The sequence below is a fragment of the Meiothermus sp. genome (assembly GCF_026004115.1).
Lineage (GTDB): Bacteria > Deinococcota > Deinococci > Deinococcales > Thermaceae > Meiothermus.
This window is the reverse complement of record NZ_BPIM01000001.1, coordinates 1,258,211-1,277,946: the sequence shown is the minus strand read 5'-3', so window position 1 is coordinate 1,277,946 and position 19,736 is coordinate 1,258,211. Positions and strand designations below refer to the sequence as shown.

The 19,736-nt window shown below is 62.9% G+C and carries 22 protein-coding genes; 9 read left to right on the top strand and 13 right to left on the bottom strand.

Features of this window, described 5'->3' with window-relative positions:
• Positions 1-66: 66 nt before the first annotated feature.
• Complete coding sequence (locus tag Q0X23_RS06065; RefSeq protein ID WP_297859474.1) at positions 67-1,341, bottom strand: MFS transporter; 1,275 nt, start codon at positions 1,339-1,341, stop codon at positions 67-69.
• A gap of 105 nt (positions 1,342-1,446) precedes the next feature.
• On the opposite strand from Q0X23_RS06065, the gene Q0X23_RS06060 reads away from it, so the two are divergent.
• Together Q0X23_RS06060 and Q0X23_RS06055 are read left to right on the top strand one after the other, a co-directional pair.
• On the top strand, positions 1,447-2,154 hold the full coding sequence (locus Q0X23_RS06060) for a response regulator transcription factor (protein ID WP_297859473.1): 708 nt from the start codon (positions 1,447-1,449) through the stop codon (positions 2,152-2,154).
• Between the two features lie 28 nt (positions 2,155-2,182).
• Positions 2,183-3,451, top strand: coding sequence for a cell wall metabolism sensor histidine kinase WalK (locus Q0X23_RS06055; RefSeq protein ID WP_297859472.1), 1,269 nt, complete (start codon positions 2,183-2,185; stop codon positions 3,449-3,451).
• Here the strand turns inward: Q0X23_RS06055 and Q0X23_RS06050 are convergent.
• On the bottom strand, positions 3,438-4,775 hold the full coding sequence (locus Q0X23_RS06050; protein ID WP_297859471.1) for a HAMP domain-containing sensor histidine kinase: 1,338 nt from the start codon (positions 4,773-4,775) through the stop codon (positions 3,438-3,440). The two genes, Q0X23_RS06055 and Q0X23_RS06050, sit on opposite strands and share 14 nt — an antisense overlap.
• Positions 4,772-5,434, bottom strand: a complete 663-nt coding sequence (locus tag Q0X23_RS06045; RefSeq protein ID WP_297859470.1) for a response regulator transcription factor — start codon at positions 5,432-5,434, stop codon at positions 4,772-4,774. The genes Q0X23_RS06050 and Q0X23_RS06045 overlap by 4 nt, the downstream gene beginning before the upstream one ends.
• A gap of 288 nt (positions 5,435-5,722) precedes the next feature.
• On the opposite strand from Q0X23_RS06045, the gene Q0X23_RS06040 reads away from it, so the two are divergent.
• The 3 genes from Q0X23_RS06040 (at position 5,723) to Q0X23_RS06030 (ending at position 7,424) form a co-directional block, all read left to right on the top strand.
• Positions 5,723-6,178, top strand: coding sequence for a hypothetical protein (locus Q0X23_RS06040; RefSeq protein WP_297859469.1), 456 nt, complete (start codon positions 5,723-5,725; stop codon positions 6,176-6,178).
• A 195-nt stretch (positions 6,179-6,373) separates the two neighbouring features.
• On the top strand, positions 6,374-6,631 hold the full coding sequence (locus Q0X23_RS06035) for an SHOCT domain-containing protein (RefSeq protein WP_297859468.1): 258 nt from the start codon (positions 6,374-6,376) through the stop codon (positions 6,629-6,631).
• Positions 6,632-6,713: 82 nt separating this feature from the next.
• Positions 6,714-7,424 (top strand): intradiol ring-cleavage dioxygenase, encoded by a 711-nt coding sequence (locus tag Q0X23_RS06030; protein WP_297859467.1) that lies wholly within the window; start codon positions 6,714-6,716, stop codon positions 7,422-7,424.
• Here Q0X23_RS06030 and Q0X23_RS06025 read toward each other — a convergent pair.
• Positions 7,388-7,663: a hypothetical protein gene (locus tag Q0X23_RS06025; RefSeq protein ID WP_297859466.1), complete on the bottom strand. Its 276-nt coding sequence runs from the start codon at positions 7,661-7,663 to the stop codon at positions 7,388-7,390. The two genes, Q0X23_RS06030 and Q0X23_RS06025, sit on opposite strands and share 37 nt — an antisense overlap.
• 170 nt (positions 7,664-7,833) lie before the next feature.
• Here Q0X23_RS06025 and Q0X23_RS06020 point away from each other — a divergent pair, with 170 nt between their 5' ends.
• The 3 genes from Q0X23_RS06020 to Q0X23_RS06010 are packed head-to-tail and all read left to right on the top strand — an operon-like array spanning position 7,834 to position 9,906.
• Complete coding sequence (locus Q0X23_RS06020) at positions 7,834-8,742, top strand: FAD:protein FMN transferase (protein ID WP_297859465.1); 909 nt, start codon at positions 7,834-7,836, stop codon at positions 8,740-8,742.
• 17 nt (positions 8,743-8,759) lie between these two features.
• A complete protein-coding gene (locus tag Q0X23_RS06015; RefSeq protein WP_297859464.1) occupies positions 8,760-9,296 on the top strand; it encodes a DUF2271 domain-containing protein in 537 nt (178 codons plus the stop codon).
• Positions 9,280-9,906 (top strand): PepSY-associated TM helix domain-containing protein, encoded by a 627-nt coding sequence (locus tag Q0X23_RS06010; protein ID WP_297859463.1) that lies wholly within the window; start codon positions 9,280-9,282, stop codon positions 9,904-9,906. The genes Q0X23_RS06015 and Q0X23_RS06010 overlap by 17 nt, the downstream gene beginning before the upstream one ends.
• Before the next feature lie 372 nt (positions 9,907-10,278).
• Here Q0X23_RS06010 and Q0X23_RS06005 read toward each other — a convergent pair whose 3' ends face one another.
• The 6 genes from Q0X23_RS06005 to tsaE all read right to left on the bottom strand — a co-directional run bounded on the left by Q0X23_RS06005 (position 10,279) and on the right by tsaE (position 15,925).
• On the bottom strand, positions 10,279-11,991 hold the full coding sequence (locus Q0X23_RS06005) for a glycoside hydrolase family 125 protein (RefSeq protein ID WP_297859462.1): 1,713 nt from the start codon (positions 11,989-11,991) through the stop codon (positions 10,279-10,281).
• Between the two features lie 34 nt (positions 11,992-12,025).
• Entirely contained in the window at positions 12,026-12,217 is a 192-nt protein-coding gene (locus Q0X23_RS06000; protein ID WP_297859461.1) for a hypothetical protein, read from the bottom strand.
• Positions 12,218-12,302: 85 nt separating this feature from the next.
• Complete coding sequence (locus Q0X23_RS05995; RefSeq protein ID WP_297859460.1) at positions 12,303-13,115, bottom strand: carbohydrate ABC transporter permease; 813 nt, start codon at positions 13,113-13,115, stop codon at positions 12,303-12,305.
• A complete protein-coding gene (locus Q0X23_RS05990) occupies positions 13,115-14,029 on the bottom strand; it encodes a carbohydrate ABC transporter permease (RefSeq protein WP_297859459.1) in 915 nt (304 codons plus the stop codon). Before Q0X23_RS05990 ends, Q0X23_RS05995 begins: the two co-directional genes overlap by 1 nt.
• Before the next feature lie 72 nt (positions 14,030-14,101).
• On the bottom strand, positions 14,102-15,346 hold the full coding sequence (locus tag Q0X23_RS05985; protein WP_297859458.1) for an extracellular solute-binding protein: 1,245 nt from the start codon (positions 15,344-15,346) through the stop codon (positions 14,102-14,104).
• Between the two features lie 153 nt (positions 15,347-15,499).
• Entirely contained in the window at positions 15,500-15,925 is a 426-nt protein-coding gene (tsaE, locus tag Q0X23_RS05980) for a tRNA (adenosine(37)-N6)-threonylcarbamoyltransferase complex ATPase subunit type 1 TsaE (RefSeq protein ID WP_297859457.1), read from the bottom strand.
• A 193-nt stretch (positions 15,926-16,118) separates the two neighbouring features.
• Between tsaE and Q0X23_RS05975 the strand changes: the two genes are divergently transcribed.
• A complete protein-coding gene (locus Q0X23_RS05975) occupies positions 16,119-17,330 on the top strand; it encodes a TCR/Tet family MFS transporter (protein WP_297859456.1) in 1,212 nt (403 codons plus the stop codon).
• Here the strand turns inward: Q0X23_RS05975 and Q0X23_RS05970 are convergent.
• Genes Q0X23_RS05970 through Q0X23_RS05960 form a run of 3 tightly spaced genes read right to left on the bottom strand, consistent with a single transcriptional unit; the run spans position 17,327 to position 19,734 of the window.
• A complete protein-coding gene (locus Q0X23_RS05970; protein ID WP_297861174.1) occupies positions 17,327-17,818 on the bottom strand; it encodes a macro domain-containing protein in 492 nt (163 codons plus the stop codon). The genes Q0X23_RS05975 and Q0X23_RS05970 overlap by 4 nt on opposite strands.
• A 44-nt stretch (positions 17,819-17,862) precedes the next feature.
• Positions 17,863-18,930, bottom strand: a complete 1,068-nt coding sequence (locus tag Q0X23_RS05965; protein ID WP_297859455.1) for a C45 family peptidase — start codon at positions 18,928-18,930, stop codon at positions 17,863-17,865.
• A 9-nt stretch (positions 18,931-18,939) separates the two neighbouring features.
• On the bottom strand, positions 18,940-19,734 hold the full coding sequence (locus Q0X23_RS05960; RefSeq protein WP_297859454.1) for a metallophosphoesterase family protein: 795 nt from the start codon (positions 19,732-19,734) through the stop codon (positions 18,940-18,942).
• Between the last annotated feature and the right edge of the window lie 2 nt (positions 19,735-19,736).

Genomic DNA, 19,736 nt, shown 5'->3' with positions numbered 1-19,736 from the left:
GGCGGCCCCAGGGCCGCTTTTCTTGTGGTGCGAAAAGACCAAAGATGCCTGGGTGGCAGGGGTACTTCACGTGGGCCCTCGATTTGTAGAGCCTGCTGTGGGGGCCAGGAGCCCCGCAGCTCGCCTTTTATCGCGCCGGATGCGCCACCCCAGGTAGTACACGGCCACCACCCGTAAAAGCATCGAGACCAGGATGGGCAGGTGGTAGGGGCTGGGGAAGAGCTTTAACTGGGTGTGCAGGCTGCCCAATACCCCCCCTAAGAGAGAGCCCATAATGCCCCCTACCGCAAAGGCCATCCAGTACCAGGCCAGATAGAGGTTGCGCTTTTCGGGGGGCGCACTTTGCAGCGCCACGTTGGTGAGGGCGGTGCCGATGCCGCCCCAGGCCACCGCATCGAAGGCGGCGGCGGCCCAGATGGTCTCGAGGCGGCCCGCCCCCCCCAGCAGCCAGAGCGGGGGGAGCACCAGCGCGGCTACACTGCTGCTTAAGAGCAACACCTGCCAGTGACCAATCCGGTCGGCCAGGCGGCCCCACAAGGGGCTCAGCACCAGCCCACAGCTTGCAGCAATCACCGTCCAGAGGCCCACCTGGGTAAAGCTCATGCGGACATGCTCCAGGAAAAGCGGAAACACAAACGGCCCGCCCACGCTCACCGCGCCCAAAAACAGCACCACAAAGCCCAGGAACCCCCGAAAGCGCCGGTCGGAAAGGGGGTGGATAAATGCGTCGAAGCGGGGGGGTGCGCTAGTAGTGGGAGGTTCGTACTGCTTTCGCAAAATGAAGGTGGCACTCACGCCTGCCGCTACCCCAAGCCCCAGCACCAGCAAAAACCCCCAGGGCTTGCCCAGCGCATCAATCAGGCTACCCGCCACCAGGTTGCCCAGGGTGCCGACCAGGCCCAGCACCCCGTTGCGCAGACCGAAGTAGCGCCCCCGCTGTTTTTCTGGCACCAGATCGGCCATCCAGCCCGTCCATAGCACGTTGACGGGGGCGACAGCGAGCTGCGATAGGGCGGCTATCAACAAGAGGCCGGGAATGCGCCAGGGTTCGGGCATGAGCGGTACGAACAGCACCAACACAAACAGGCCGCGTCCGAAAACCGAGAGGTTGGCGCTCAGATCCTTGCGGCTGCCCCGAAAAAAAAGGGCCAGGGGGGCGGCCATCTGCCCCACCATGGGCAGCGCACCCAGAATGGCCAGGGCCGCCGGGGGCGCCCCCAGCCACAGGGCGTAGCCGGTCATGACCACGCCGGCGCTCCAGTTGATGAACAGGATGGCCAGCATGCCCTCCCAGATGGCCAGGTTTTGCGAACGGCGGGGCTCGCCTGCGGGCAGCGTCACGAAAGCCCATTATTGACCGGCGGGTCAGGTTTGGGAAGGGTGGGCTTCTTGAAATCTACATAAATTCCACCGCAGCCCTTTACAGCCTGCCCACAGACTGTTTTCATGACCGGGTCTACCGATACACTGGAACCGGTGGCACTGGTACTGGTGGTCGAAGACGAACCAGAGATTGCCGAGATCCTCGAGGGCTACCTGCGGCGGGAGGGCTTCCGTACCGAGCGGGCCTTGGATGGCAAACAGGCCCTGAACCTGATACGGGTGGCCCGGCCCGACCTGGTGCTTCTGGACATCATGCTGCCGGAGATGGATGGCCTCGAGGTGCTGCGCCGCATCCGGAATAACGGCCACACCCCGGTGATTCTGCTAACCGCCCGTACCGAAGACCTGGACAAGCTGCTGGGCCTGGAGCTGGGCGCCGACGACTACATCACCAAGCCTTTCAGCCCCCGCGAGGTGGTGGCCCGGGTCAAGGCGGTGCTGCGCCGAAGTGCGCCCCCCGAAGCAAATAAGTCCATTGTGCGGGTGGGGCCTCTGGAGATTGATAGCGAAAAAGTGCTGGCAAAGCTGGGGGGAGAACGCCTGGAGCTCACCCCCACCGAGTTCCGGCTGCTGGAGACCCTGGCCCGCACCCCGGGCAAGGCTTTTACCCGGGCCGAACTGCTGGAGGCGGCCTTACCTGAGTCCAACGCCCTGGAGCGGGTGGTGGACGTGCACCTCAAGAACCTGCGCAGGAAGCTCGAGGCCGCCGGGGGCGCTAACCTTCTGCAGACGGTGCGGGGGGTGGGGTATCGGCTGTGGCTCGAGGCCTGAACCAACTGGCGCGCCGAAACCTTGGGCTATGTATTGGTTGAATCGCATCGAAGTGCGCCTGAGCCTCCTGATGGCCCTGGTGGCGGTCGCCACCAGCTTGCTGACGGTGGCCCTGAATACCTTCCAGCGGGAGCGTACCTTTCGGGAACTACCGGCCGAGGTGCGGGACTTCCTGCGGCGCAACGAGGGCCGCCCGCCCAGCCTGAGCCTGACCCCTGAGCTGCGGCAGATGTTGGCGGAAGGTCGCGAAATTCGGGTGCGGATGCGGCCTTCCGAGAGCCCCGACAACCCCAATCCGGTCTTCTGGATTACCACCGATGACCCCAGCGCACCCGCGGTGCGGCTTCAGGCCCCGCCCCGCCTGCGGCGGCCCAGCCTGGAGGCCCGCTTGCAGCAAAACCTGCTGATTGCTGGCCTGGTGGCTACGGCCCTGGGGGTGTTGGTGGCGCTGGTCTTTGCCCGCCGCATGGCCCGCCCCATCGAGGCCATCTCGGCAGCGGCCAGCCACCTGGCCCAGGGCAACCTCTCGGTGCGGATTCCCGCGCCCCAGGGCGAGGATGAAGTGGCCCGGCTGGCCCGTAACTTTAACCACATGGCCGCCTCGCTCGAGCGCCTCGAGGCCGAGCGGCGGGCCATGATTGCCGATATTGCCCACGAACTGCGCACCCCCCTCACGGTGATGCAGGGCCGTCTGGAGGCCATCCAGGACGGGGTGATGCCTTTGGAGATGGCCGAGATCGACCGCCTGCACCACCAGGCCAGGCTGTTGGCCCGCCTGGTCGAAGACCTGCGCACCCTCTCGCTGGCCGATGCCGGACGGCTCAACCTGCTGCTGCAACCGCTAAACCTGGCCGAACAGGCAGGCCGGATGGCCGCAACCTTCCGGGCTGCGCTCGAGGCCAGGCAGGTGCAGCTCGAGCTAGAGCTTCCCGACCAGCCCGTACCGGTTCAGGCCGACCCCGACCGGCTGGCTCAGGTCATCGGCAATCTGCTGTCCAACGCCCTGGAACACAGCCCTGCGGGGGGGCAGATTGTTCTTCAGGTGAGGGCCGATACCACCCGGGCCTACCTGCGGGTGCTGGACAGCGGCCCCGGTATCCCCGAAGAGGCCCTGAACAAGGTGTTCGACCGCTTTTACCGGGCCGAAGCCTCGCGCTCGAGGGCCACCGGTGGGAGTGGCCTGGGGCTTTCCATCGTCAAGACCCTGGTAGAGCTGCAGGGCGGACAGGTGCGCGCCCAGAACCGCCCCGAAGGGGGGGCCTTGTTCGAGTTGCAGCTACCCCTCAAGCCCACCTGATCCAGAGCTCGGCCTGGAGGCCCTGGGGACGGTTGGGCAAAAGTACCAGCCGGCCCTGGTGGGCCTGGGCCACCTGGGCCACCACCGAGAGGCCCAACCCATGGCCGGGCACGCGAACCCCCGGCGCCCGGTAAAAGGGCTCGGTGGCCCGCGCCAGCACCTCCGGAGGCATGCCGGGCCCCTCGTCGCGCACCCGCAGGATGACAAAAGCCGGGTCGGGAGCGGGCTCGAGTTCCACCTGCACAGGCGCCCCGGGTGCGTACTTTTGGGCGTTGTTCAACAGGTTTTCTAGCGCCTGGGCAAGCAGGAGGGGGTCGCCGGTGAGCTTCAGGGTCTCGGGCCCTCGATAGGATGCGCCGGCCCGCGCGGCCACCTCTTGGGCAAGCTGGGCCAGATCCAGCCCCACCTTCTGCCCCCGCCCCTCCCGCGCCAGGGTCAGGAGCGACTCGCTCAGGCGGCTCATCCGCTCGACCTCTTCGCGCACTACGGCCAGGGTTTCTTCAGGTGAGGCCAGCCCTTGCTGCTGAGAGTCGAGTTGCAGGCGTACAGCGGTTAGGGGTGTGCGCAGTTCGTGGGCGGCGTTGCGGGTGAACTGGGTCTCGCGCTCTCGAAAGGCCGAGAGCCGCTCGAGCATCTGATTGAAGGTCTGGCTGAGCTGCAAAAGCTCCCCGCTGCCCTCGGCGGGCACCCGCAGGCTCAGGTCGCCCGAGTCGGCCACCCGGCGGGTGGCTTCTTGCAGATGGCGCAAGGGCCGCAGGGCCGGCCCGCTCACCAGCCAGGCCACCCAGGCCCCCAGCAGCGCCACCACCAGTGCGGTGAACAGCACCGTCTGCTGGTAGCCGGCCAGGCTGGCCCGAACCTGGCTGGCCTCGATGGCCCCCTGCAGATAGACCTCTGGCCCCAGGCGCACGCTTTGGTAGAGCCAGTTTTGCTCGAGGCGGGGCTCGGGGCTTTCGCTCGGTGGAATGGCCTCGGGAAAGCTCCCCCACTCCCGCCACACCTGCCCCTCCCGCACCAGCCGGGCACTCGCGACCGTGCCGGGCGGGGCGGGGTTGGGAAGGGAAAGCTGTGGATCGTTTTCGCGCAGGCGCTCCGGCGGGCGCAAAAACCGGGTTTCATCGCTATCCCGATCCCGCCGGAACATGCGGGGGCCCCGGCGGCCTTCCAACTGGTCTGTGATACGGCCCAGATAGGCGCCTAGCTCGCGCTCGAGGTTGCCCATCTGCAGGCGCTCGAAGCTGGCATAACCCAAGAACCCCTGCACCAGCAGGGCCAGGGCGATGGCCAGGGCGATGAACAGGGCCAGGCGCAGACGCAGGCTCATGGTTCTATCCCCAGCCTGTAGCCCCCCGGCACCGTGCGCACGACCTGGGGGTCTAGCTTATTGCGCAGGTGGTGCACGCACACCTTCACCACCCCCGGGTCGGAGGCCTCCTCGCCCCAGACCAGATCGAGCAGCTCCTCGGGGCTGTACACCCGCCCCGGAAACAGGGCCAGCCGCTCCAGCAAAGCATACTCGCGGGGGCTCAAATCCACCCCCCGCCCGGCCCAGCGCACGCTCCGGTCGGTCAGGTCGAGCTCGAGGGGGCCATGCTGCACCCGGCTTTGCTTGACCTCGCTCACCCGGCGCAGCAAAGCCCGCACCCGGGCCAAAAGCTCCGGCAGGTCGAAGGGCTTGACCACGTAGTCGTCGCCGCCTTCATCCAGGCCCATCACCCGGTCGGAAAGGGCATCGCGGGCGGTCATGAACAGGATGGGGCCCTTATACCCGGCGCTGCGGGCCTCTTTGGCCAGGATAAACCCTCCGTCCTCCGACTCCGGCAGGCGCACGTCCAGGATCATCAAATCGGGTTCGGCCTCGGCTAAAAGCGCCCGTGCTGTGCTCAGATCCGCTGCATGGCGAACCTGGTGGCCCTGGGCTTCCAGGGCCCGCAGGACCGGGCGGGCAATGTTGGGTTCGTCTTCAACCAGCAAAAGCCGCATGGTTCCAGTCTGCATTCTAGGGGTTATGGGGGGGTTATGGCGGGCTCGAGGCCACTTCGTAGATGCGCCGCCCCACCAACCCCTGTTGGGCCTTGCGCCCGACCCCGCTCCATAACCCTTAATCGTCGATAGTTTTTTGCAACACCTCGGGCAAGACCTACTGGAGCCCTGCAGAAGGCACTTCTTTGGATGAGAAACCCTCTCAGCAAGCCATAACTGTCCGGTAACCGCCCTGCCGCAAACTTCTTTACGGGAAAGCAAGAAGGGCTTTCCAGAAGGAGGACGAGTATGAACAAAAGCATGAAAACCCTCTTGGTGGTTTCGAGTCTGGCCTTGGCGGGCGCTTTTGCCCAGCAAACCCCAGCCCCCCAGCCCGCACCGGCCCAGCCCATGCAACGGATGAAGGCGCCCAGGGGTCCGATGGGTAACCTGTACTTTAGCGCGGCGCAGTTTTTGGGTGTGACCCCCGCCGAACTCGCGGTTCTGAGCGGCGGCACCAAGACCCTGGCCCAGCTTGCGACCGAACTCGGCAAAACTCCCGCCGCCCTCGAGGCCGCCCTGGTGACGGCCCGCAACCAGGCCATTGACCAGGCCGTGCAGACCGGGCGTCTGACCGCCCAGGAGGCCAACACCCTCAAAGCCAGCAGCCAGGCGGTGGCCAAAGCCTTTGCGGCCCAGCCGGTACAGCTGCGCATGGGCCTAGCCGGCCGCGATGGACGGGGGCCCAGGGGTTGGTGGCGCTAGGCCCTTTGATACCGGATTCAAAAAGACAGTTCAAAAACCCATAGGTTGTCTTTTTGAATCCTAGAGCACTCCCTTCGGTCGGGTTGGTTCGTCACCGAAGGGTGACGAACCAACCGAATCTGGTATGAGTTGAGGTATAAAGCGTGTGGTAGAACCACCGACCACACGCCCTATGTGTAAAGGAAACCCATGTGGATGATCGATCACCGCGGACGTTGGGATGGCTTTGGCCACTACGGCTGGGGTCTGGTAGACGACCTGCTGTGGATTCTGCTGCTGCTTGGGCTTATTGCGCTGGTGGGGGTGCTGATGGTGCGGCTGTTGCGCAGCCCCACCTCGGGACAAACCCAGCCGACCCCCGACCGGGCCCTGGAGATTGCCCGCGAGCGCTATGCCAAAGGGGAGATTGGCCAAACCGAGTTCGAGACCCTGAAGAAGAACCTGGGTGGCTGATGGAACCAGGCCGGGTGCGGTGCATCCGGCCTTAACCCATTTCACCGCAGTTTGCTACAAGAATGCAGTACAGGAGACCCCTATGGACAACGATGACAAACCCATCGGAAGAATTTTGAGCCGCCGCGAGGTGCTTTCGGTGCTGGGACTGGGTGGCCTGGCTGGGGTGGGCGCGCTCATCGGGCCCAGGGCCTCTGCGCAAAACACGCCGCTGCCCTCGTGCATCGTGCGCCCGGCCCTCACCGAAGGGCCCTACTTTGTGGATACCCAGTTGAACCGCTCGGACATCCGCTCCGACCCCAGCACGGGCTTGGTAAAGCCTGGGGTGCCGCTGGTGTTGCGTTTTGTGGTCTCGAGGGTCTCGAGCGGCGGCTGCACCTTGCTACCGGGCGCGATGGTGGATATCTGGCAGTGCGACGCCCAGGGCATTTACTCCGGCGTACAGGATCGCTTTGCCGATACCCGGGGGCAGAAGTGGCTGCGCGGCCACCAGATCACCGATGCCCAGGGGGTAGCCCAGTTCACCACCATCTACCCCGGCTGGTATCCGGGCCGCACCGTGCACATCCACTTCAAAATCCGCTACCAGAACCGCGACTTCACCTCCCAGCTCTTCTTCGACGACGCCCTGAGCGACCGCATTTTTGCCAACCCACCCTACCTTAAGGTGGGCACCCGCACCCGCAACGCCAACGACGGCATCTACCGCAGCGGCGGGAGCCAACTGTTGCTCAACCTGACCTCGAACGGGGCCGGTTATGCCGCGACCTTCGATATTGGGCTTAATCTGTAGGACCCCAATTCGGAAAAACGACCCCACCCGATCTCCAGCCTGCGTCCATAAGAGATCAGGAGCCTCCAGGCGGGTTCGTGCTTCATCAGCATGCGCAGACCATAGCCCAGCAACACCGCATAGATGTGAAAGATCAGCCCCCGGGTCTTGCGGTAGGGGCGTTCGCTCAGCCCCAGTCGATCCAGGCTGGAAAAGGCGCTCTCGATGATCCGATGCCCTCGCCACAGGCGCCGCTCCAAGTCCTTTTCCGAAAGGGGGTTCCCTACTGCTTGTTAGCAATTTGTTACCTGCCTCCTTCAAGCTGTGCTTTGGAGGATATGCGTTCTGTAGGATCTTCACTCAATCTTCATAAGGTGTTTATCAAACCATCGCGCCCTCTTGAGATGCTGCTCCACGGTCGGGAGATTCTATGCCCTTGGCTTTCCACACCTTGTTCAAGACGCGCCCCCAACGCTACTTCGTTCGCTACGAAGGGGTCTTGGGGACGGCCCTCGAGCTGCAACTAATGTCCGATGGCCCCTCAAAGGCGCGCGCCGCAGAAGCGGTTGTGCTGGCCGAGATTGAGCGCCTCGAGGGCATCTACAGCAGTTTCTCGCCCACCTCCGAGCTGTCGCGCTGGCAGGCCCTGGGCACGGCGCGGCTTTCGCCAGAACTCCGGGAGTTGTTGCGCCAGGCCGAGAGCTGGATGGCCCATACCTACGGGGCTTTCAACCCGGCGGCTGCTGCCCTTGAGGCCCTGTACCGGCCAAACCCCCAGCCCAGCGAGGCCGAACTCGAAGCCCTGCGGGCCAACCTCCAGGGCCCTTTGTGGCACCTCGAGGGCCCCGTAGCCCACAAACGCACTCCCCTGCCCCTGACCTTCAATGCCCTGGCCAAAGGGCTCATCGCCGACCGGGCAGCCCAGGCAGCTTTGCAAGCGGGTGGGCTCGAGGTACTGCTCAGCCTGGGGGGTGACCTGCGGCACCTGGGACAGCAACGGGTGCGGGTGGCGGTGGCCCATCCCTATAGCCCTGCCGACAATGCACCGCCGCTGGCCCGGCTCTGGATCTGCAACCAAGGCGTGGCCACCAGCGGACGCTCACAGCGGGGGGCCCACCTCTTTGACCCCCGCACCGCCCGGCCCGCCACCCAGGTGCTGCAGGCTACGGTGGTAGCCCCCAGCGCAGCCGCCGCCGATGTGCTGGCCACGGCTTTTTGTGTGCTCGAGCCCATGCTGAGCCTGGCCCTGGCCGAGGTCTTCGGGGTGGGTTGTTTGCTGGTGGAAGCCAACGGCCAGACCCACAGCAACCCCCGTTTTGAGCAACAACAAATTCACTAACCATGGAGGAGATACCCATGCAACACAGCTTTATTAGCCGTCGAAACTTCATCTACCGCACCGCCGCTTTGCTCCTGACCCTGTGGGCTGGGCGGGGCCTGGCCCAGGCTAAGTGGGCCGGCATGAAGCTGGACATCACCTTTGAGTATGTGGGTAGCGGGTCTCGCTACCGTCCGCCCTATGTGGCGGTCTGGCTCGAAAACGCCCAGGGCCTGCCCGTGCGTACCCTGGCAGTCTGGTTTCAACAGTCCCGCAAGGGCCCGCGCTGGCTCAACGAACTCAAGCGCTGGTACCGTAGCAACGAACTGACCGAGACCGTCTCGGGCCCGACCCGCATGCCGGGGCGCTACACCCTAAGCTTCGACGGCAAGGACGATAAGGGCAACCTGGTGAGCCAGGGCGACTACTACGTATGCGTGGAGCTGGTGCGCGAACACGGTCCCTACGAACTCTTCCGCGAAAAAGTTACCCTGGCCCAGACCCCCTTCAAACGCAGCTACAGCGTGGCCAGCGAACTGAAGGAGGTGAGCTTGAGCTATGATCGGCAGGGTTGAAGTTGCCCACAGCGAGAAGCTCTCAAAGCCCCTGCGTACCCGGGCCTACGCGCTGGCCCGCTGGCTGCACCTGTATGCCTCCATGCTGAGCCTGCTGGCGGTGCTTTTTTTCGCTGCTACCGGCATCACCCTGAACCACCCCGAGTGGGTGTGGGGCACCGCCCAGACCACCCACACCTATAGCGGTACCCTGCCGCACAACTGGCAGCGGGATGGGCAGGTAGACTGGCTGCAAACCGCCGAGGCCCTGCGGGCAGCCCACGGCCTAAAAGGCCGGGTCAGCGATACCCAGGCCAACCAGCAAGAAGCCTCCATCAGCTTCCGCGGGCCGGCCTACGCTGCCGACGCCTTTATCGACCGCCAGGACGGCAGCTACACCCTGAAGGTGGTGGCCCAGGGCCCGGTGGCGGTGCTTAACGACCTGCACCGGGGGCGCGACGCGGGCCGGGCCTGGGCCTGGCTAATCGACCTTTCGGGCGGGTTCTTGCTGTTGGTGGCCCTGACCGGTTTTGGGCTTTCGCTCTTTTTTCGCAAGACCCGCACGGCGGCCCTGACGGTGGCGCTGATCGGAACCGCGGTGCTGTTGCTGATGATGTGGCAAACAGCCTGAATGGCTAGTGGTCTAAGTGCGCCCACATTAGATTTTTGCGGTGACGGTCTCGGCGAAAGAAGTGGCCGGTGTTTAAAGCGGCGCGGCTTATGGGCTCCCCTTTTCGGGTAGAGCAAATTCCTAACGTTGTCGTACTTAGCAGCCAAGAATTCAGTATGCACTTCAGTGCCTCCCAAAGAGCTGCACATGCAATTTTGGGCAAGCAACGTGCTTCAAAACATGCCGCAAAACAAGCTATACCAGATTCGGTTAGTTCGTCACTGTTCAATGACAAACTAACCCGACTGAAAGGAGTGCTCTAGGATTCAAAAAGATAGCCTCTGGATTTTTTGCTTTGAATGACTTTCTTTTGAATCTGGTATTACCCATGCGCTAGACAGGAGACCGGCCTTCTTTGCTGGCCGCGAGCGCATAGGCGATAAAACCGGCCAGCGCAGCAAACCCTACCCCGGTGCGGGCCTGGCCGGTCTCGAGGTCGAAGGACTCACAGGCGTAGCCCTGGTCTAAAGGGGCCTGCTCGAGCACCATCAGGGCATCCCCCGCAGGCCGCATCAATCCCGACAAAATCCGGTTGGCTAGGCCAAAGCCCGAGGGAAAAGGAAAGTGCGCCGAGCCCTCGCCGGGAAAGCGCCCTTTGTAGTGGTGGGGGTTGTCGTTCCCCAGAACCCAGAGCGCGGTGGCCTGCCAGATGGGGTCCTGGCGGTTGCAAAAGCCCAGGTGCGGCAGCAAGAGCAGGCTGCCTGCCGGTTCGTCGGCAAAGGTGTGGCTGCCCCCCGGTTCAAAGCTAAACACAAAACGTCCGTTGCGCTCGGCCTGGCGGTAGAGGGTCTCGCGCAGGGCGCGGGCCTCGTGCTTGAGCGTTTCGGACTCCCGCCAGTAGGGCGAAAGGCGCTCCAGGGCCACCGCCCACAGGGCGTTGTCGTAGGTTAGGTAGGGCTCTGGCACGGGGTCGTCGGTGGGGGAGAGGAAGGTGCGGTAAAGCGAGAGGGAAGGGTGTTTTTCCTGGGCCACACGCTCAAACACCCACTCCAGCGGTTCGCGCAACTCGGCGACGAGTTCGGGGTTGGGGCCGGTAGCTTCCAGGTAGCGGGCCAGCGCTAACGGATAGGCCGCGGCCTGGTCGAGCTCGAAGCCCGGGTACAAAGGCGGCCCGCTCAGGTACTGGGCGTGCTCCCCCGGCCAGCGGGCAAAGCGGCGGAAGACCGCCTTGAGTACCTCTTTGGCCCGCTTGCGGTCGGCCTTGAGCAAGGCCGGAAAGAACCACAAAAGCCCGTCCCGCGCCCAGTAGGCCCCCGAGACGTAGTAGTGCGGGCTGCGCGAGGTGAGCAGCACCGGCTCGCCCTCCAGAGTATTGGCCTGGGCGTAGAAGTAGCTGAAAATCAGGTGCCGCCGGTAGACCTCGTAGAGCGGGCCGCTGTAGTGGCCTGCCAGCAAGGCCAGCTTGTGCAGGGTCTGGCGCAGCAGGTTGTCCCAGCCCACCCGGCGCAAGTGCAGGGCGGTGGTGCGGGCGCCGTCGGCCTCGGGGGCCAGGCCCAGGTAGAGCGTGACCGGGCCGGACGCCCACTCGAGCACAAACTGCGGCCCCCAGTCGGCCCGGCTGGGGGCGGTGTCGGCCTGCAAGCCCAGGGCCAGCAGGGTGCGCTCGGTGCGGGCCTCGAGTACATAGCTGCCCGTCCAGGCATCGTGCGAAACACGGAAGGTTGCGTCCAGTTTTTCCTCTCGAAAGCGCCGCAGGCCCAGGTATTCCAGGTTGCCGGCCACTTGAATAGGCCCGGGGGTGCGGGGCTCCAAACGCAGCGCCAGCCCCCGCTCGCCAAAAGGGGCCAGCAGCGTTGCGCTGAGGTGTTCGTTTTCCCAGACCGGAATCCAGTCCGCCGTGCGCGAGAGCTTCCAGCCCTTCCCCGAGACCTCCAGCAGCGGCTCCCCCACCCAGTCCAAAAGCCCATTCAGTGCAAGTGAGGCCACCCCGATACGGGCAATCGAAGGGGCGTTGGGGCTGGCCTCCACGTGAATATCCAGGTTGCCCGTGGGCAGGTGCGCGGGCGGGGTGTCCAGGATGGGGGCGGGGGTCATGAGTTCCATCATCGTGCGTTGGAAGGAGCTAGCAAAGGGCCTGCCGCTACTGCTTTTTGAGCTTATCGAAGTAGACCCAGATGAAGTACAGCGCCAGCAACACCCCTGCTACGAACACTACGGTGACGATACTACGGAACCAGTTGGCAAACATCACGCCCACCAGGACTCCGGCCACAAAGCAAACCACTTGCCAGCGGTACTTTTGCCCAAAGAAGCGCCCGATGGCTTTGTTCATGGAAAATAGATTACCGCCTTCGAGGTGCTACGGTAGAGGTTGCTTTCGTAGCAGACAATGCGCCGGCTTGTTTGCGAAGGCTTTTCTAGCCTTTTACCCCCGTCAGCACCACCCCCTCGATAATCTGGCGCTGGAAGAACAGGAATACCAAGAGCACCGGCAGCACCGCTAAGCTGCTGGCCGCCATGATCAGGTTCCAGGCGGTGCCGGCCTCGCTCGAGAACAGCGCCACCCCCACCGGTATGGTGCGCATATCGGCGGTCTGCACCACGATCAGCGGCCACAAAAAAGCGTTCCAGTTGCCCAGGAAGGTAAAAATACCCAAAGCCGCCAGGGCCGGCCGCACCAGCGGGAAAGCAATCCGCCAGAACACCCCAAACTCACTTAGCCCGTCTATGCGCCCGGCGTCCAGCAGGTCGGTGGGCAGGGTCTCGAAAAACTGCCGCATCAAAAACACCCCAAAAGCGCTGATAATGCCCGGAAACAACAGGCCCCAGTAGGTGTTGCTCCAGCCGTACTCGGTGCTCATCACATACCAGGGGATCACAAGCATCTCGGTAGGCACCATCAGGGTGGACAGAATCAGCACAAAAATCAGACCCTTGCCGGGAAAGCGCAGTTTGGCCAGGGCATAGCCGACCAGCGAGTCGAAGAACAACACCGAGAGCGTGGTAATGCCCGCGACAATCAGACTGTTCAAGAACCAGCGGGGAAACTGGGTTTTGAAGAGCACCTCGCGGTAGTTGTCCAGGGTGGGGGCCTGGGGCCATACCTGGAGCTCGAAAATTTCGGCAAAAGGTTTGAGGGAGGTCAGGAACATCCACACAAACGGAAAAAACATTACCAGGCTGCCCAGAATCAGCAGGGCGTAAATCAAGAAGGTAGACAGGCGCTTCATCAGTACTCCACCCGCCGCGACAACAGCCGCAGTTGCACCAGGGTAATGCTCAGGATGATCACAAACAGCAAAACCGTAATGGCCGCTGCGTAGCCGAGTTCAAAGCGGGCAAAGGCCACCTGGTAGATGTAGAGGGCCAGCGTCAAGGTAGAACCGAGCGGCCCGCCCTGGTCAGTGAAGTTGAGGTTCACCACCTGGGTAAAAAGCTGCAAGAAGCCGATGGTGCCAATCACCGCCGAGAAGACCATCACCGGGTTCAGAAGGGGAAAGGTGATGTGACGGAACAGTTGCCAGTTGCTGGCCCCATCGATGCGGGCGGCCTCGTAGTAGTCGCGCGGGATGTTTTGCAAACCCGCCAAAAAGAGCACCACCTGAAAGCCCAGGTTTTGCCACACCACAATCAGGGTCACGGTGGCCAGGGCCTGGGAGGGCTTGGTCAGAAAGGGCTGGGGTGGAATGCCAAACACACTCAAAATCTCGTTGACGATGCCAAAGTTGGGCGAGAGCATCCAGCTAAAGACCCAGGCAATGGCTGCGGCTGGGGTGACATAGGGGGCAAAATAGATGGCCCGAAACACATCCCGAAACCGGGTCACGGCATTCAGCAGGAGGGCAATACCAAGCCCCAGCAGCAGTTGTAGCGGTACGCCGAGCAGGGTATAGGCCAGCGTGTTTTGCAGGGCTTTGAGCAAAAGCCGGTCACTCAACATTTGCTCGTAGTGTTCCAGCCCCACAAAAGGCCGCTTGCTGGGGTCGGCGTGCCAGTCGAACAGCGAGAGCCACAGCGCCTGAAACGCTGGCCAGATGCGGATAAACAGGAAGAAAGCCAGTGGGATGGCCAGAAAGGCAAAGGCCCATAGCGCTTCGCGGGTCGCCAGCGACACCCTTCGTTGGGCGGGTTCAGGTGGTCTCATAAAAAGGCGGATAAGAGAGAGCTTGCAGCCTGTGCTTTACCCACAAGCTACAAGCCATGAACTTCAGACCATTTACTTCCAAAAGTTGTCCAGCAGCTTTTGCTCTTCGGCGGCTGCGCTACGCCAGGATTCCGCCGGGTCTTTGTTTTCCAGGAGCACCCGGTTAATGGCGTCGGTCATCACCTTGCGCTGCCCGATCTCGTCCACAAACGGGGTGGCTTTGGCATAGGACAGCGAAATGACAAAGGGGCCGTACACCTTATCCAGGGTGAGTTTAGGGTCTTTGATCAGGCTCTTGCGGGCGGGCAGTTCGCCCACCTTCTCGAGCCAGTAGCGCTGGGTCTCCTCGGAGACCAGAAACTCCAGGAACTTGAGCGAAGCGGCCAGTTTGGGCCCGGTGGCCAGGGGGGTCAGGCCGTGCATCCAGAAGGAACCGTAGTTCACTTTGCGGGCCCCGGCTTTTTCTATAGGCAACTCGGCTACACCCCAGTTGAACTTGGCTCCATTGCGGATGGTGCCGATGGCGAAAGAGCCATCAATAATCATGCCTACCTTGCCAGCGATAAAAGCATCGCGGTAGGCGTTGTTGCCGGGGAAGAACTGGTTGCCCAGGGTTCCCACGTTGTACTTCTTGAGCCAGTCGGTGTAGAAGGTGAAGGCTTTGAGCCCGGCTGCGTTGTCGTAGAGCACTTTGCGGCCGTCGTCAGAGTAAGGCCGCCCACCAAACTGCCGGATGAGTACCTCGCGCACCAGGTGGTGGTCCTGGCCATCGGGGGCCATGGCGTAGCCCAGTTGGGTGAACTTGTTGCCGTCCTTGACGGTCAGCTTGGCCGCCATGCTGAGGAACTCATCCCAGGTTTTAGGGGGGGTCTTGAAGCCGGCGGCATTCAGCAGGTCGCGGTTGTAGAAAAGAGCCAGCGAACGCACCGCGGTGGGCATACCGTAGAGCTTGCCCCCTACTTTGGCCGCCTGGGCCAGGCTCGAGAACTCGCTATCCAGCACCTTTGTATATTCGGCGGGCATGGGTTGCAAATACCCGGCCTTGACCCAGGTGGGCAGCCAGCCATAGAACAGGTTGACCACATCGGGCCCCTGGCCGGCCGGAATAGACGAAGCCACTTTTTGCTGGTAGGCGTCAAAGGGAAAGGTCTGGTGCTGTACCTTGATGCCGGGGTTGGCAGCCTCGAACTTTTTGATCAGCTCGTTGACCGCCTCCACCTTGCTCCTGAAATCATATTGCCAGTAGGTGATGGTGATCTGACCCTGGGCCAGGGCTGCACCCCATAGGGCAAACAGGGTTAGCAGGACTATTCTCATAGACTTCCTCCTTCGGGATTTGCCACAAACCTCGATGGGTCGAGATGGATTATAAAACGAAAAACGGTTCTTGTCAGAAGCGGCCAATGCCCCCCAGAATGCGCGGCCTGCAGGAAGAAGCCAGTCAGGATGTGGGAGTTTTGCGTTCCAGGGCTATAGCAAAGCTATTGCTGGTGCATGCCCGTGGGGAATTAGCTCGACGCTGCGCCCTTGCGCGGTGGGCTCGAGGCGAACTTCCAGGCTATCCGGAAATACCTCGGGCTTACCCCACTCAATTAGCACCAGGCGGGCCTCGGGCAGGTAGTCCTCCAGGCCCAGGTGATAAAGCTCCTCCTGATCGGCCATGCGGTAGGCGTCGATGTGCACTACCAGGCCCGCTGGGGTGGGGTACTCGTGAATCAGGGTGTAGGTGGGGCTGGTCACCTCGCCTTTGAAGCCCAGGCCCTCGGCGATAAATTTCACCAAAGCGGTCTTGCCCGCGCCCATGGGCCCCGTCAGCAGTACGAGGGTGCCTTCGGGCAGGGTCTTGGCGAGCTTTAGGCCCAGGGTACGGGTGTCCTCGAGGCTCTCCAGGTGCACGCTTTTAGCTTACCCTGCCGATAGCGTATAGCCGATAGTCCATGGCCAAAGTCAAATGGTTCAAGATCCGACCCCATGCACTCAAACTAAACCTGTACAGGTGGCTTCTTCATCGTGCTGCTTCTTCGACTCAAATGGAAGGATATGCGCGCTCCTTATTGGCCGAACCTTGAGGTGACATAATGGCGCGGTTATGGCTTCTGCTCGAACCGCCTCTATACCGTTCATTCTGATTTCGGTGCTGATCAACGTGATGGGACTGGGGCTGGTCATACCGGTGCTGCCCAAGCTTATCGAGACCCTGGCGGGTAGCGTGGAGGCCGGGGCGCGGCTCAACGGCCTGTTTTTTGCGGTGTATGCGGTGATGCAGTTTGCATGCGGCCCCATTCTGGGCATGCTCTCCGACCGCTATGGGCGGCGCCCGGTGTTGCTGGCCTCGCTTTTGGGCACCGGCATCGATTATCTGATTGCGGCCCTGACGCAGTCTATCTGGGTGCTGTTTTTGGCTCGAGTCATCGCCGGGGCCCTGGGTGCCAGCCTCTCCACCGCCAACGCCTACATCGCCGATATTTCCAGGCCCGAGGAGCGGGCCCGCAACTTTGGCCTGATTGGGGCCACCTTCGGGATGGGCTTTGTGCTGGGGCCGGTGGTGGGCGGGCTGCTGGGCAACATAGACCTGCGCCTGCCCTTCTACTTCGCCGCGGGCCTGGCTTTTCTCAACTTTCTATATGGCTATTTTGTGCTGCCCGAGTCGCTCAGGCCGGAAAACCGCAGCACCCAAGCCAAATCGCTCAATCCCTTCACGGCCCTCTCGATTCTGGGCAAGACCCCCATTTTGCGCGGCCTGACCTTTAGTCTTACGCTCATCTTCCTGGCATTTGGGGCTTTGCAAAGCGTGTGGGTGCTGTACACGGCCTACAAGTTCGACTGGAAGCCCTTAGAGGTGGGCTTTTCGCTGTTTCTGGTGGGCCTGGGCGGTGTGATTGTGCAGGCCGGGCTGGTTCGGCCCATAGTGGGCCGACTGGGCGAGCGACGGGCGCTTACCCTGGCCCAGAGCGTGGGCTTTTTCGCCTTTACCCTGTACGGTCTGGCCACCCAGGGCTGGATGATGTACGCCACCATTGCGCTGGCCGCCCTCAGCAACCTGGGCCAGCCCTTGATCCAGTCCTTTCTGACCCGCGAGGTCTCGCCGAAAGAACAAGGAACCCTACAAGGGGCCCTCTCTGGGCTGCAAAGCCTTACGTTGGCCACAGGCGGGTTGCTGGGTGGGGTTCTGCTTTCCTGGGTTGCGAAACCTGGCCTTCCGCCCTGGCTCCTCGGGCTTCCCTTCTTTGTGGGGGCTTTGCTCTATGCGACGGCGGCGGCCAATACCGCCCGGCTGTTTCGCAGCCTGCGCAAAGGCTAGCCGTGGCGGGCCAGAGCCTGCTGGAGGGCCTCTGCATCGGAGGGGCTGTAGCCAAACAGGGTGATTTCCAGGGTGTTGGGAGCGTTCTGTAGCTCGTCCAGCATCGCTTCGATCACTTCGTCTAGCGCCAATCCGCCCACACCAGTTCCCAGCAGGGGAAAAGCCACCCTGCGCAAGTTATGCTGCAGCGCCAGAAGAACCGCAGCCCGCGTGGCACTTCGAACGGTTTGCAGGCTGGCGGGCTGGTCGCCCAAGACGGCCGCATGAATCACAAAGCGCACCGGCAGCGCTCCGGCGCCGGTGAGGGCCGCTTCACCAACCCGAATGGGCCCATGTCTGTCACATTCTTCCTGGATGCGGGGCCCGCCTTTGCGCCGGATGGCCCCCGCGACCCCAGCGCCCAGGATCAGGTGGTTGTTGGCGGCATTCACGATGGCGTCGCCCGCAAACTCGGTAATATCGCCCTGGGCTACCTGGATGTGGGCCATAGGGTCATGGTAGCGCTCGATGAACGACATGAGGTGAGCGTGGCTCAAACCCGGTAGTGCGTGTAGGGGTTCTCGTGGGGCGGGCCGTCGGAAACCCACAGCTCGAGGGTGCCCAGGTTCATGATGACCGAAACGATGGTGCGGTAGGGCTCACCCAGCGCGTATTCTTCGGGGCTGGCGGTGCGGCAGACCGCATAAGGAGCACCCTCCCGGTCGGAGAGGGCCGCCTGAAGCTCCTTTAGGCCGGGCTTGTTGACCTCGCGCAACCGCAGGTCGAGGCGTTCGGCCCGGTGGTGCGAACGGTCGAGCCACTCGATGGGCGGCACCTCGATGCCAAAGCGCTCGGGGGCCAGGTAGTGGTTGGCGTGTACCAGCTGGCGTTCGCCCTCCCACAGGGCGACGCCGCTGGGCGAAACCTCTATGTCCAGGGCCTTTCCCCCCTGGCCGACCAGAAAGTTGCCCGAAGCTGTGCGGGGGTTTTCGACAATGGCCGTTTTGGCATCATCAAGCGTTTTTTGCCGCAGGGCCTCGTAGGTTCGCAGGTGGAAAGGCTTGCCCAGCCCGGCCCAGTGGTCGCCCTTGGAGACCAGGCCGTTGATGCAAAGCCCCAGTCCGTGGGCGTTAAGGCCAATCTTGCCGCCAAAGATGCCCGCCTCGGTAAAGGCCAGCACCCTTGTACCGTCGGGCTCGGTGATGTGCTGGAGGGCGCCTTGCACCCCCTCCATCCAGTCCCAGTTCTGGCCCATCCAGAGGTGGCCGTCGGCGCTGTGGGCTGGCATGAGGGCAAACGCGGTGCAGCCGTTGGGGGCCTCGTGGCCGAACTGGTGGTAGACAATCTCGTAGCGCACGTTGAGGGTGGCAATGTCGATTAGGGGCTGGCCCGACCCCGCCGCTATGCCCTCGAGGCCCTGGGCATAGGCCGGACTTTGCTGCCGGATGGCCTCCAAGTACCGCGCGCCCCGTTCGCGGGCTTCGCGGGGGGAGAGCTTGCACTCGACCTCAAAGCGGTGGAAATAGAGCCCCAGGTTGTGGTCAATCCGGTCGGCCCAGGCAATGCCTTGCTTCAGGCCTTGATCGTAGGGGGAACCCGAAAGTTGAAGGTAGGGCAGCATATGCAGTCATTATGCGCTCAGTTGGCTCAGGTTTAGCACAAACCCCAGCCCTCCGTTCCACAAGCAGTGATCCACGTTGAAGCAGAGGCCGTCGTTGTATTCCAACGGGTACAGCACCATCTGGGGGGCATAGCCAATCAGGCTGTAGATGGGGGTGTGGCCGTGGATCAGGCGGCTTGCGCCGAGTTGCCCCAGGAATTCTTCGGTCAGGGCAATGCCCCCGTTCAGGAACGAGAACCGACTGGCAAATTGCTCGGCCAGCGCGTCCCAGGCCTCAACGCTATCCGAGCGCAGAATATCGCGCAGGCTCTGGTTGATCTGCTCCAGGCTGTCGCCGTACTCCAGGTAGAACAGACTATCGGCGTGCATCAGCAGGGTGCCCTCGACCCGGGCCAGGGCCGGGCGGTTTTGCAGCCATTCAATGTGGCTCTCGTTCAATCGCTCGAAATCGGGCTCTTTGCCGCCTACCCGCTGCCAGATTTCGTAAAAGGTCATGCGCTGCCCCTGGCGCTTGAAGCTGGGAATTTCGACCTGGGTAAAGCGGTGTGCGGCCAGCAGCATCAGGTCGTGGTTGCCCAGGAGGGCGTGCACCGCGCCCCCGGCTTCTGCTGCCTGGTGCTCGAGGTTCATCAAAAGCTCAATCACCCCAATGCCATTGGGGCCCCGGTCGGCATAGTCGCCCAGGAACCAGAGCTGGGCCTCCCCACCCGTCCACTGAAGCGTCTCCCCTATCAACCCCTCGCGCTGCAAGAGCCGGATGAGGGCTTGCAGGCAGCCGTGAATGTCACCGACAACGTAATGCACCG

Excerpts from the sequence above, each read along its gene's own strand:
- Q0X23_RS06060 (WP_297859473.1), top strand. The coding sequence starts at position 1,447 with ATGACCGGGTCTACCGATACACTGGAACCGGTGGCACTGGTACTGGTG.
- Q0X23_RS06055 (WP_297859472.1), top strand. The coding sequence starts at position 2,183 with ATGTATTGGTTGAATCGCATCGAAGTGCGCCTGAGCCTCCTGATGGCC.
- Q0X23_RS06050 (WP_297859471.1), bottom strand. The coding sequence starts at position 4,775 with ATGAGCCTGCGTCTGCGCCTGGCCCTGTTCATCGCCCTGGCCATCGCC.
- Q0X23_RS06045 (WP_297859470.1), bottom strand. The coding sequence starts at position 5,434 with ATGCGGCTTTTGCTGGTTGAAGACGAACCCAACATTGCCCGCCCGGTC.
- Q0X23_RS06040 (WP_297859469.1), top strand. The coding sequence starts at position 5,723 with ATGAACAAAAGCATGAAAACCCTCTTGGTGGTTTCGAGTCTGGCCTTG.
- Q0X23_RS06035 (WP_297859468.1), top strand. The coding sequence starts at position 6,374 with ATGATCGATCACCGCGGACGTTGGGATGGCTTTGGCCACTACGGCTGG.
- Q0X23_RS06030 (WP_297859467.1), top strand. The coding sequence starts at position 6,714 with ATGGACAACGATGACAAACCCATCGGAAGAATTTTGAGCCGCCGCGAG.
- Q0X23_RS06020 (WP_297859465.1), top strand. The coding sequence starts at position 7,834 with ATGCCCTTGGCTTTCCACACCTTGTTCAAGACGCGCCCCCAACGCTAC.
- Q0X23_RS06015 (WP_297859464.1), top strand. The coding sequence starts at position 8,760 with ATGCAACACAGCTTTATTAGCCGTCGAAACTTCATCTACCGCACCGCC.
- Q0X23_RS06010 (WP_297859463.1), top strand. The coding sequence starts at position 9,280 with ATGATCGGCAGGGTTGAAGTTGCCCACAGCGAGAAGCTCTCAAAGCCC.
- Q0X23_RS06005 (WP_297859462.1), bottom strand. The coding sequence starts at position 11,991 with ATGATGGAACTCATGACCCCCGCCCCCATCCTGGACACCCCGCCCGCG.
- Q0X23_RS06000 (WP_297859461.1), bottom strand. The coding sequence starts at position 12,217 with ATGAACAAAGCCATCGGGCGCTTCTTTGGGCAAAAGTACCGCTGGCAA.
- Q0X23_RS05995 (WP_297859460.1), bottom strand. The coding sequence starts at position 13,115 with ATGAAGCGCCTGTCTACCTTCTTGATTTACGCCCTGCTGATTCTGGGC.
- Q0X23_RS05990 (WP_297859459.1), bottom strand. The coding sequence starts at position 14,029 with ATGAGACCACCTGAACCCGCCCAACGAAGGGTGTCGCTGGCGACCCGC.
- Q0X23_RS05985 (WP_297859458.1), bottom strand. The coding sequence starts at position 15,346 with ATGAGAATAGTCCTGCTAACCCTGTTTGCCCTATGGGGTGCAGCCCTG.
- Q0X23_RS05975 (WP_297859456.1), top strand. The coding sequence starts at position 16,119 with ATGGCTTCTGCTCGAACCGCCTCTATACCGTTCATTCTGATTTCGGTG.
- Q0X23_RS05970 (WP_297861174.1), bottom strand. The coding sequence starts at position 17,818 with ATGGCCCACATCCAGGTAGCCCAGGGCGATATTACCGAGTTTGCGGGC.
- Q0X23_RS05965 (WP_297859455.1), bottom strand. The coding sequence starts at position 18,930 with ATGCTGCCCTACCTTCAACTTTCGGGTTCCCCCTACGATCAAGGCCTG.